At 71.0% G+C, this 10,460-nt stretch carries 9 protein-coding genes and 1 pseudogene; 8 read left to right on the top strand and 2 right to left on the bottom strand.

Annotated features, from left to right (window positions below; translation table 11 throughout):
• Positions 1 to 159 precede the first annotated feature (159 nt).
• The 5 genes and pseudogenes from ACFYX4_RS10310 (at position 160) to ACFYX4_RS10290 (ending at position 4,637) form a co-directional block, all read left to right on the top strand.
• The gene (locus ACFYX4_RS10310) at positions 160 to 2,145 is read left to right on the top strand and encodes a PQQ-binding-like beta-propeller repeat protein (protein ID WP_389329038.1); all 1,986 of its coding nucleotides are present in this window, start codon (positions 160 to 162) and stop codon (positions 2,143 to 2,145) included.
• A gap of 247 nt (positions 2,146 to 2,392) precedes the next feature.
• On the top strand, positions 2,393 to 3,088 hold the full coding sequence (locus ACFYX4_RS10305; protein ID WP_389329035.1) for a LuxR C-terminal-related transcriptional regulator: 696 nt from the start codon (positions 2,393 to 2,395) through the stop codon (positions 3,086 to 3,088).
• Positions 3,089 to 3,293: 205 nt separating this feature from the next.
• The gene (locus ACFYX4_RS10300) at positions 3,294 to 3,707 is read left to right on the top strand and encodes a hypothetical protein (protein WP_389329032.1); all 414 of its coding nucleotides are present in this window, start codon (positions 3,294 to 3,296) and stop codon (positions 3,705 to 3,707) included.
• Positions 3,708 to 3,881: 174 nt separating this feature from the next.
• Positions 3,882 to 4,110, top strand: a pseudogene (locus tag ACFYX4_RS10295) (ATP-binding protein); the annotation flags it as partial.
• 242 nt (positions 4,111 to 4,352) lie between these two features.
• Positions 4,353 to 4,637: a hypothetical protein gene (locus ACFYX4_RS10290; RefSeq protein WP_389329029.1), complete on the top strand. Its 285-nt coding sequence runs from the start codon at positions 4,353 to 4,355 to the stop codon at positions 4,635 to 4,637.
• A 142-nt stretch (positions 4,638 to 4,779) separates the two neighbouring features.
• Here the strand turns inward: ACFYX4_RS10290 and ACFYX4_RS10285 are convergent, their stop codons facing one another.
• Positions 4,780 to 5,175: a hypothetical protein gene (locus tag ACFYX4_RS10285; protein WP_389329026.1), complete on the bottom strand. Its 396-nt coding sequence runs from the start codon at positions 5,173 to 5,175 to the stop codon at positions 4,780 to 4,782.
• Positions 5,176 to 5,213: 38 nt separating this feature from the next.
• The gene (locus tag ACFYX4_RS10280; protein ID WP_389329023.1) at positions 5,214 to 6,917 is read right to left on the bottom strand and encodes a sodium:solute symporter family protein; all 1,704 of its coding nucleotides are present in this window, start codon (positions 6,915 to 6,917) and stop codon (positions 5,214 to 5,216) included.
• Between the two features lie 119 nt (positions 6,918 to 7,036).
• On the opposite strand from ACFYX4_RS10280, the gene galT reads away from it, so the two are divergent.
• The 3 genes from galT to galK are packed head-to-tail and all read left to right on the top strand — an operon-like array spanning position 7,037 to position 10,256.
• A complete protein-coding gene (galT, locus tag ACFYX4_RS10275; protein WP_389329020.1) occupies positions 7,037 to 8,098 on the top strand; it encodes a galactose-1-phosphate uridylyltransferase in 1,062 nt (353 codons plus the stop codon).
• Positions 8,095 to 9,102: a UDP-glucose 4-epimerase GalE gene (gene galE, locus ACFYX4_RS10270; RefSeq protein WP_389329016.1), complete on the top strand. Its 1,008-nt coding sequence runs from the start codon at positions 8,095 to 8,097 to the stop codon at positions 9,100 to 9,102. The genes galT and galE overlap by 4 nt, the downstream gene beginning before the upstream one ends.
• Positions 9,102 to 10,256 carry a galactokinase gene (gene galK / locus ACFYX4_RS10265; RefSeq protein WP_389329013.1) on the top strand — a complete coding sequence of 385 codons (1,155 nt, stop codon included), beginning with the start codon at positions 9,102 to 9,104 and terminating at the stop codon, positions 10,254 to 10,256. The genes galE and galK overlap by 1 nt, the downstream gene beginning before the upstream one ends.
• The last annotated feature ends 204 nt before the right edge of the window (positions 10,257 to 10,460 follow it).

Genomic DNA, 10,460 nt, shown 5'->3' with positions numbered 1-10,460 from the left:
ACGCCCCCGCAGGGTGGCTTCGGTGCTCCTCAGTCGCCGCAGGCCGCACCCCCGGCCCCGCCCGCCGCCCCTTCCGAGGGGCCGCAGCTCAGCAAGGCCCCGCAGTCGGGGTACGGGCAGCCCGCGCCCGGTGCCGGTCAGCCGCTCCAGGCGCCTCCCGTGCCGCCCGCTCCTCAAGGAGCCCCGCCGGTCCCGCCGGCCTCGGCTGCCCCGGCGGGGCCTTCCGCCCCAGCAGCCCCTGCGGGCCCGCCGTCCCCGTCCGCCTCCGCGCCCGCCCCTCAGCCTCCGTCGGCCGCCCCGGCCGCCCCTGCGGCTCCGCCGTCTGCGGCTGCGTCCGTTCCCCAACCCCCGCAGCCCCAGCCCGGCTACGGCTACCCGCAGGGCGCGCCCGGTGGGCAGCCGCCTCAGCCGCCCGTGGGCTCCGGGTATGGGTATCCCGGGCAGCCTCAGCCTCCCACCGGCCCCGGGTACGGGTATCCCGGGCAGCCGGGGCAGGGGCCCCAGCCTCCTGCTGGTCCCGGTTACGGGTACCCGGGGCAGCCCACCCCCTACGGGCAGCAGCCGCCGTACCCCCAGCAGCCGGGGTACGGCTATCCGGGGCAGGCCGGGTATCACCCCCACCCGGGCCAGCCGGGGTATCCGGGGTACACGGGGCAGCCCACCATGCCCATGTACCCTCAACCGGCCGGCGGCGGGCGTAAGTTCGGGGCGCAGGCGGCCATCATCGTCGCCGCCGTCGTCGCGATCGCGCTGATCGTCGGCGGTGGCGTCTGGTACGCCAACTCCGGCGGTGACAGCGGCAAGAAGAACGACACCGCGAGCACCGGCGGAGCCAACGGCAAGAGCGGCGGCGAGACGAAGGGCGGCGGCACGTCCGCCGGCGGCACCGAGAAGGTGCCCGGCGACCCCGCGTCGAAGGTCCTCTTCCAGATCCCCTCGCCCCAGGTCGCCAAGGACGACAGCGTCATCGTGTCGGGCTCCTGGCTGACCGAGAAGGCGTACGTGAAGTCCGGCGTCGCCGAGATCGTCGGCTACGACCCCGCCAAGGGCACCAAGCTGTGGACGATCAAGCTCCCCGGCCCCGTCTGCACGGCGAGCAAGCACGCCACCGACGACGACAAGACCGCCGTGGTCTTCCAGCCGAAGATGCCCCCCAAGGACTCCTCCGCCGGTTGCAGCCAGGTCGCGGCGATCGACCTCGCCGCCGGCAAGCAGCTCTGGACGAAGACCGTCTCCTCCGGCGACTACCCGGTCACCTTCGACAACGTCACCGTCAGCGGACGCACCGTCGCCCTGGGCGCGACGGAGGGCGGCTCGGCCTTCGACATCGACACCGGAAAGGCCCTGTGGGCCCCGAAGACCTCCGACACCTGCTACGACGCCGGCTACGGCGGCGGCGCGAAGCTGGTCGCGGTGCGCAAGTGCGGTTCCTACGACGCCCGTGAGCTCCAGATCCAGACCATCGACCCGGCCTCCGGCAAGGTGATCTCGGAGTACAAGCTCGCCAAGGGCATCGAGTACGCGAGCATCGTGTCGACGGACCCGCTGGTCGTGGCCGCCGACGTCGGCGACAGCGCCCAGGACGGCAGCGGCATCTCGGACTTCTTCTCCGTCGACAACAAGACGGGCAAGCTGAAGACGAGGATCTCCGCGCCCGGCGAGCAGTTCGCCGCCCGCTGCGACGGCATCACCAAGATCGAGAACTGCTCGGGCCTGGCCGTCGCGGCCAACCGGCTGTACATCCCGACCGAGGAGCACGACGGCACCGGCGAGTACAGCCGGACCAACGAGATCGTCGCCTTCGACCTGAGCACCGGCAAGCAGACCGGCCAGCGCGCCGACGCCGGCGACGGCTACGAGCTCACGCCGCTGCGCATGGACGGCGCCAACGTGATCGCGTACAAGCGTCCGCCGTACGACGAGGGCGGGCAGATCGTCAGCGTCGACGGCGGCACCTTCAAGCAGACGACGCTGCTGCGGAACCCGGGGACGGAGAGCGTGCGGGACGCGGAGTCCGGCATGTCCCCGGAGTACGCCGAACTCATCTACTCCCAGGGCCGCCTGTACATGTCGTCGATCTACGCGGACGACGGCACGTCGGGCGACGAGGAGTATCTGGTGCTGGCGTTCGGCGCCACCGGCTGACCGCTGTCCCGCGCCCGGCGCCCGCGCTCGTCAACGGCCCTGCCCCCCTTCAGTCTTGAGGGGGGCGGGGCCGTTCCCGTACCGCTCATCACCCTCGTATGAGGGGAATTTCGGGGATCCGGGGCAGTTCTCACGGTAGGGGGAGCGCAACGTCGAACAAGCGTGTAGCTTCCGGGGGCATGAGGGGACAAGGTGCCGGGGGGCACCTTTTCTATGGGCATCCATGGGGGGACTGGGGGGTTGCTCAATGGGAGTGCGGCTGATGGTGGTCGACGACCACCGACTGCTCGCCGAGGCGTTGGCCTCGGCGCTGAAACTGCGCGGGCACCGGGTGCTCGCCGCGGCGGCGCCCGCCGCGGGCGCGGCGGAGCTGGTGATCACCCGGGCGCCGGAGGTGTGCCTGCTGGGCACGGCGACGCCGGCGGAGCCGGGCATCTTCGACCCGGTCGTGCGGATCAAGCGGGAGCGGCCGCAGGTCGCCGTCCTGGTCCTGGGCCCGGTCCCGAGCCCGCGCGGCATCGCGGCGGCCTTCGCGGCCGGGGCCTCGGGGTACGTACGGCACGACGAGCGCATAGAGGGCGTGGAGCGGGCCATCATGAAGGCCCGCGCAGGTGAGGCGGCGGTCGCGCCGCAGCTCCTCCAGGGCGCGTTCGGTGAGCTGCTCAATCCGGTGGCCCAGCCGGACGACGAGGGGCAGCGCCTTCTTCAGATGCTGACGCCGCGGGAGGTGGAGGTCCTGGTCAGGGTCGCCGACGGCGAGGACACGCGGGTCATCGCGGCCGGGATGGGCATCGCGCCCTCGACGGCCCGGACCCATGTGCAGCGCGTGCTGATGAAGCTGGGCGTCGGCTCCCGGCTGGAGGCGGCGGCGCTGGCGGCACGCACGGGGTTGCTGGACCGTGCGGGACCTCTCCCGCACGAACCGCGCCAAACGGATTCATGAACCACCGCTACGGCGCAGGCGAAAGGGGGCCCAGGTTCCGCAGCACTCAGGCTCTGGTCACGCCATCGGATGCTCAGGTGTTCTCATCCGAACGTCAGCCTTCGATGTCGCCCACTCACGGAAGCCGTGATCGCCCCCCTGCCTCGAGCCGATGACCAGCGCGCCGCCGGTACGGACACGAGGTCGCTGATCGTCCCGAGAACCCGTGGACTCTGACGGTCTGCTGCGGCCGACCGCCCAGCCGGGTATCACCGCGCGGGTCGGCGGCCTCGGCGGCGCGGCGCTCGCCGCCCGGGACGCGGACGGCGTCACCGTGTCCGCCGAGCGCCGGAAGGTCCAGGTCACGGAGACGCTGGCCTATGCCCTGTCCGGCACGGCGGTGGGCAAGTCGATGTCGACAAGGGATCGCGAGGCGTCCGGCGAGGGTGCGACGGTCACCGTCGTCCTCGCCGAGTACGCGACCGACCAGGCCCAGTCGGCGATGTACGCCGTCGGTACGGCCTCGACGCGTGCGCGGCCTGCTTCGCGGCGACGGTGGGGGCGGCCTGCTTCGCGGCGACGGCGGGCGCGGGCGCGACCGTGGAGCGCGTCGGCAAGAAGACGCCGACGAAGGCCGTGATCCTGCGGCCGGGCACCACGGTGGCGTACCTCACTGGCAGGCCGCCGATCCCGGCCGCCGCCGATGCTCAGCTTCTCAAGCTGCGCTGACTGCACCGCCTTCGTCCGATGTCCGCGAGGAGATGGGCGAGGCCGGCTGAGGTGGTGGTGGCGGGGGTGTCGCTCTCGCAGAGGTGGCCCCGCCGTGCTCAGAGTCCGCTACAGCGATGGCATTCTCCGCGTAGGGGCCTGGGACGGCGGCTCCGCCCCCCGATCCGCCCGCCAAGCTCGACGAGCTCACCGATGCGGAGGGCGGCCGGGGCCTGGTCCTTGTGCGGGCCTGCGCCGACGTATGGGGCCGGCAGCCGCTCACCCGGTTCGGGCGCCGCGGCAAGTACGTCTGGTGCGACCTGGCGGAGGCGTAGTGCCCGGGATCCCGGGCGGGATCCGCATACCCCGGGGGGTCCGTGTCGCCCAAGTGGGGGTCTCGATCCCCCAAGTGGTGTTCCTTCAGTTGCCGCGAACTAAGTCGGCGTGGTGGGGTGTGAAAGGTGCAAATCGTAACATACGGTGCACTCTCGTAACGTTCCGCGCTCGGGCGGAATGTGTCAACCTGACGGAAAGGTATGTAATGCGCATGCTTCGCAAGGCCGCTCTGGTGGCTGCCATGATCGGAAGCCTCAGCATGGCCGGCGCGGGTGTCGCCACCGCCACCGACTACGACAAGTCCTCGGACGGCAAGGAAGTGGCCGACTTCTGCGTCAACAACAACGAGGTGAGCAACCAGAACTCGTCCGGCCTGGTGAACGCCCTCAACGGCCTCAACATCGCCATCCTGGGCACCGCTTCGCCGACCAACGCGGTTCAGCAGTCCTGCGCCGTCGACCACAGCGCCGCCGTCAACGACGACCTGACGGCTGACCAGGCCCTCCTGGAGCTCCTCGGCGGTTGACAGGACGGCTCCGGGATCCGAGGCTTCGGATCCCGGAGCCGGCTTGCGCCATGAGGTGCGCCTCGCCCCCTCGGGGGCTGTACGGGGCCGGATCCGCCGCACCGGGCGGGTCCGGCCCCGTACTCGTGCCCGGCCCCGGCCGCTACTCGCCCCGCGGCGTTTCGCCCTCCGGCGACACCGCCTCCGGCGGCAGCGGCGGCTGCGGGTGCGCGGCGGGCCGCAGCTTCAGCCACGCCAGGAAGAAGATCCCCAGCAGCAGCATGCCGATGCCTGTCCACAGGTTGATGTTGATTCCCTGGGCCTTGTCGATCGCTGCCTGGTCGTCCGTCAGGCCCGTGATCGTGACGATCACGCCGTAGACGACGAACAGGCCGCCGATGATGCGGCGCAGGTCGAAAATGCGGGCCGCCGTGGCGGACTTCTCCTCCAGCTCGGTGACTTCCCGCTGGACGTCGGCCTCGGAGTAGCCGGCCCGCCGCAGCTTCTCGGCGTGTGCGGCGCGCTCGTCGGGGTCGAAGTGCTCGGACTGCTCGGACATGGTCTTTCCATCCTCCCGCGGTCAGTGCGGACGTGGGCTCAGAACGAGAACGGGATGTAGCAGGCCGCGGCCAGGATGATCGCGCCCCATCCCAGCAGCGCCGGCTTGCGGTACCAGGCGTCGTCGCCCTCGGCCGGCGGCTCGGCCATCCCGGGCGAGACGGTGCCGTAGACCAGGCCCTGGAGCTCCTCGTCCGGCTTCGGCGCGGTGAACAGCGACACCGCGAACATGACCACCGCGCCCGCCACGAACCCCGCGATCGCCGAGACGAAGTTGGCGCCCTGGTCGGTGGGGATGGAGATGACGCCCTGCTTGTAGAAGACGAAGTAGTTGACCATCGCGGCCGTCGTGCCGGCCAGCAGCCCCCAGAACCCCGACTTCATCGACGCCCGCTTCCAGAACATGCCGACGATGAAGACGACGAACATCGGCACGTTGAAGAAGGAGAACAGCGTCTGGAGGTAGCTCATGATGTTCGAGAAGGATGAGGCCAGGAACGCTGTGCCGATCGACGCGACCACCCCGATCGCGGTGATCAGCCGGCCGAAGCGGACGTAGTAGCCGTCCTCCCGGTCCCGCACCACGTACTTCGCCCAGATGTCCGTCGTGAACACCGTGTTGAAGGACGACACGTTCGCCGCCATGCCCGCCATGAACGCGGCCAGCAGCCCTGTCACCGCGATGCCCAGCACACCGTTCGGCAGCAGCTGCTCCATCAGGTAGGGAATCGCGTCGTTGTACTGGAGGTCGGACTGAGCCGTGCCGATCCGCGGCACCAGCACCGCCGCCACCAGCCCCGGGATCATCACCAGGAAGACGATGAAGATCTTCGGGAACGCGGCGATCAGCGGGGTGCGCTGCGCGGCGGAGAGGTTCTTCGCCGACAGGGCGCGCTGCACCTCCGCGAAGTTCGTCGTCCAGTAGCCGAAGGACAGGACGAAGCCCAGCCCGAGGACGATCGTCAGCCAGTTCGCGCCCAGCGGGTTGTCGCTGCCGATGCCCGTGCCGCCCCAGGCCGAGGTGAAGTTCCCGCCGTGGGCCTTCGTCAGGGAGTCGGTCAGGCCGTCCCAGCCGCCGACCGACTTCAGACCCAGCACCGTCAGCGGGATCAGCGCCGCCAGGATCACGAAGAACTGGAGCACCTCGTTGTAGATCGCCGAGGACAGACCGCCCAGCGTGATGTACGCCAGCACGAAGAAGCCCGCGACCACGATCGCCACCCACTGCGGCCAGCCCAGCAGCGCCTCCACGACGATCGCGAGCGCGTAGAGGTTCACGCCGGAGATCAGGATCGCCGCGAAGGCGAACAGCACCGAGCTCAGCAGATGCGCCGACCGGTCGAAGCGCAGCAGCAGGAACTCGGGGACCGAGCGGACCTTGGAGCCGTAGTAGAACGGCATCATCACCAGACCGAGGAAGACCATCGCGGGGATGGCGCCGATCCAGTACCAGTGGACGGTGTACGCGCCGTACTGCGCGCTGTTGGCCGCCATGCCGAGGATCTCCGTGGCCGCCAGGTTGGCCGAGATGAAGGCGAGACCGGTGATCCAGGCGGGCAGGGACCGGCCGGAGAGGAAGAAGTCCAGGGTGGTCTTCACGGAGCGGCGGGCCGCGAAGCCGATGCCCAGGACGACGACGAAGTAGATGCCGAGGATCGTGTAGTCGAGCCAGTTGGTGGGGAGCCGCAGTTCGGCCGCAAGCGCCGCCGGCGGCTCGGCAGCCAGATACGTGGGGGTTCGCATGCACTGCTCACTTCGGTCGGTGGTCTCTGCGCTGTCGTGGTGGTGACTCGCATGGGGGATTGTGGTTTGATGTGTTCGGTTCTGTTTGAAGCTTTGTTCGGTAGGGATGGAGAGTCGCGGTGAAGAAGACCTCGACCCGCTTGGCCGACGGTCGTGAGCTCATCTACTACGACCTGCGGGACGACACGGTGCGCGACGCGGTGGACCGCCGCCCCCTGGAGCGCACGGTCACCACTTCGGAGGTACGCCGGGACCCGCTCCTCGGCGACGGCGTCGCCATCGCCTCCCACCGGCAGGGACGCACCTACCATCCGCCGGCCGACGAGTGCCCCCTGTGCCCCTCCCAGGGCGAACGGCTGAGCGAGATCCCCGACGCGTCGTACGACGTCGTCGTCTTCGAGAACCGTTTCCCCTCGCTGGCCGGCGACTCCGGGCGCTGCGAGGTGGTCTGCTTCACCTCCGACCACGACTCGTCGTTCGCCGACCTCACCGAGGAGCAGACGCGGCTGGTGCTCGACGCGTGGACCGACCGGACGTCCGAGCTGTCGCATCTGCCCTCCGTGGAACAGGTGTTCTGCTTCGAGAACCGCGGCGCCGAGATCGGTGTGACGCTGGGTCACCCGCACGGGCAGATCTACGCCTACCCCTTCACCACCCCCCGCACCTCCCTGATGCTGCGCCAGGTGGCCGCCCACAAGGACGCCACCGGCGGGGAGAACCTCTTCGACGCCGTGCTGGAGCGGGAACTCGCCGAGGAACGCGTCGTCCTGGAGAGTGAACACTGGGTCGCCTTCGTGCCCTGGGCGGCGCACTGGCCGTACGAGGTGCACCTCTACCCCCGCCGCCGCGTGCCCGATCTGCTCGGCCTCGACGAGGCGGCGCGCACAGAGTTCCCCAAGGTCTATCTGGAACTCTTGAGGCGCTTCGACCGGATCTTCGGCGAAGGTGAGCCTCCTACCCCCTACATCGCCGCCTGGCACCAGGCGCCGTTCGGGCAGCTGGAGGAGTTCGACGGGGTCAACCGCGACGACTTCGCGCTGCACCTGGAGCTTTTCACCATCCGCCGTACGTCCGGCAAACTGAAGTTCCTCGCGGGCTCCGAGTCCGGCATGAGCGTCTTCATCAACGACGTGCCTCCGGAGCGCGCGGCCGAGCGACTGCGAGAGGTAGCGAGTTCATGAGCGGCAAGTATCTGGTCACGGGCGGCGCGGGATACGTGGGCAGCGTCGTCGCCCAGCACCTGCTGGAGGCGGGGCACGAGGTCGTCGTCCTCGACAACCTCTCCACCGGCTTCCGCGAGGGTGTCCCGGCCGGGGCCGACTTCGTCGAGGGCGACATCCGCGACGCCGCCAAGTGGCTCGACCCGACGTTCGACGCCGTCCTCCACTTCGCCGCCTTCTCGCAGGTCGGCGAGTCGGTGGTGAAGCCCGAGAAGTACTGGGACAACAACGTCGGCGGCACCATGGCCCTCCTCGGCGCCATGCGCGAGGCCGGCGTGCGCAAGCTGGTCTTCTCCTCGACCGCCGCGACCTACGGCGAGCCGGAGCAGGTCCCGATCGTCGAGACCGCGCCCACCAAGCCCACCAACCCCTACGGCGCCTCCAAGCTCGCCGTCGACCACATGATCAGCGGCGAGGCCGCCGCCCACGGACTCGGCGCGGTGTCCCTGCGCTACTTCAACGTGGCCGGCGCGTACGGCGCCCAGGGCGAGCGGCACCAGCCCGAGTCGCACCTCATCCCCCTCGTCCTCCAGGTCGCCCAGGGCAAGCGGGACGCGATCTCCGTCTACGGCGACGACTACCCGACCCCGGACGGCACTTGCGTCCGCGACTACATCCACGTCGCCGACCTGGCCGAGGCCCACCTCCTCGCCCTGCGCGCCGCGAAGCCGGGCGAGCACCTCGTCTGCAACCTCGGCAACGGCAACGGCTTCTCCGTGCGCGAGGTCGTCGAGACCGTCCGCAAGGTCACCGGCCACCCGATCCCCGAGATCGTGGCCCCCCGCCGCGGCGGCGACCCCGCCGTCCTGGTCGCCTCCGCGGACGCCGCCCGCGAGCGGCTGGGCTGGACCCCGTCCCGCGCGGACCTCGCCGGGATCGTCGCGGACGCGTGGACGTTCGCACAGCACATCGCGGACAGCGACACCGAAGACAGCGACACCGAAGACAGCGCGAAGGAGCAGTAGTGGGGGCACAGCAGGTGCGGGCCGGCTTCGTCGAGCTGTACGGGGCCGAGCCCGAGGGCGTCTGGGCCGCGCCCGGCCGCGTCAACCTCATCGGTGAGCACACCGACTACAACGACGGCTTCGTGATGCCCTTCGCGCTGCCGCACACCGCGCTCGCCGCGGTCTCCCGCCGCGAGGACGGCCGGCTGCGCCTGCACTCCGCGGACGTCGAGGGCGGCGTCGTCGAACTGGACCTGGACGCGCTGACCCCGCAGTCGGACTCGCGGTGGATGGCGTACCCGGCCGGCGTGGTCTGGGCCCTGCGCGAGGCCGGCCATGCCGTCACCGGCGCCGACGTCCACCTGACCTCGACCGTCCCCTCGGGCGCGGGCCTGTCGTCCTCGGCGGCCCTGGAGGTCGTGGTCGCCCTCGCCCTCAACGACCTGTACGGCCTCGGCCTCCAGCGCTGGCAGCTGGCCCGCCTGTGCCAGCGCGCCGAGAACGTCTACGTCGGCGCCCCCACCGGGATCATGGACCAGACCGCGTCCGCCTGCTGCGAGGCCGGCCACGCCCTGTTCCTGGACACCCGGGACCTCTCCCAGCGGCAGATCCCCTTCGACCTCGCGGCCGAGGGCATGCGCCTGCTCGTCGTCGACACGCAGGTCAAGCACGCCCACAGCGACGGCGAGTACGGCAAGCGCCGGGCCGGCTGCGAGAAGGGCGCGGCCCTGCTGGGCGTCGACGCCCTGCGGGACGTCCCCTACGGCGACCTCGACGCGGCGCTGGCCCGGCTGGGCGACGAGGAGGAGGTCCGCCGGCTGGTGCGGCACGTGGTGACGGAGGACCAGCGGGTCGAACGGGTCGTGTCGCTGCTGGAGTCGGGCGACACCCGGGCGATCGGCCCGGTCCTGACCGAGGGACACGCCTCGCTGCGGGACGACTTCCGCATCTCCTGCCCCGAGCTGGACCTGGTCGTCGACACCGCGCTGGCCTCGGGCGCGCTCGGCGCCCGGATGACCGGCGGCGGCTTCGGCGGCTCGGCGATCGTGCTGGCCGAGGCGGCCGACGTGGAGACGATCACCAAGGCGGTCGGCGAGGCGTTCGCCGCGGCGGACTTCACCGCGCCGCGCGTGTTCGAGGCGGTGCCGGCGGCGGGCGCGACGCGGCTCGCCTGAGCGCGACGGCTCAGCCGAGTCAGGGGGCCGGGGGCCTGCGGGTTCCCGGCCCCTGACGTGTCTCCGCCCACCCTCAGAGGTAACCCCACCGCTCGCACATCGGGCGCAGCACGTCCGGGACGTCCGGGCGGCCGGCGCCGGCCGGTCCGGCTGCACGCGTCCCGTACGGATCTTGTCGTTCCAGTCGCCGAAGCCCGCGCCCAG

Source organism: Streptomyces sp. NPDC002328, from assembly GCF_042890065.1.
GTDB lineage: Bacteria > Actinomycetota > Actinomycetes > Streptomycetales > Streptomycetaceae > Streptomyces.
This window is presented reverse-complemented; position numbering and strand designations above follow the sequence as displayed.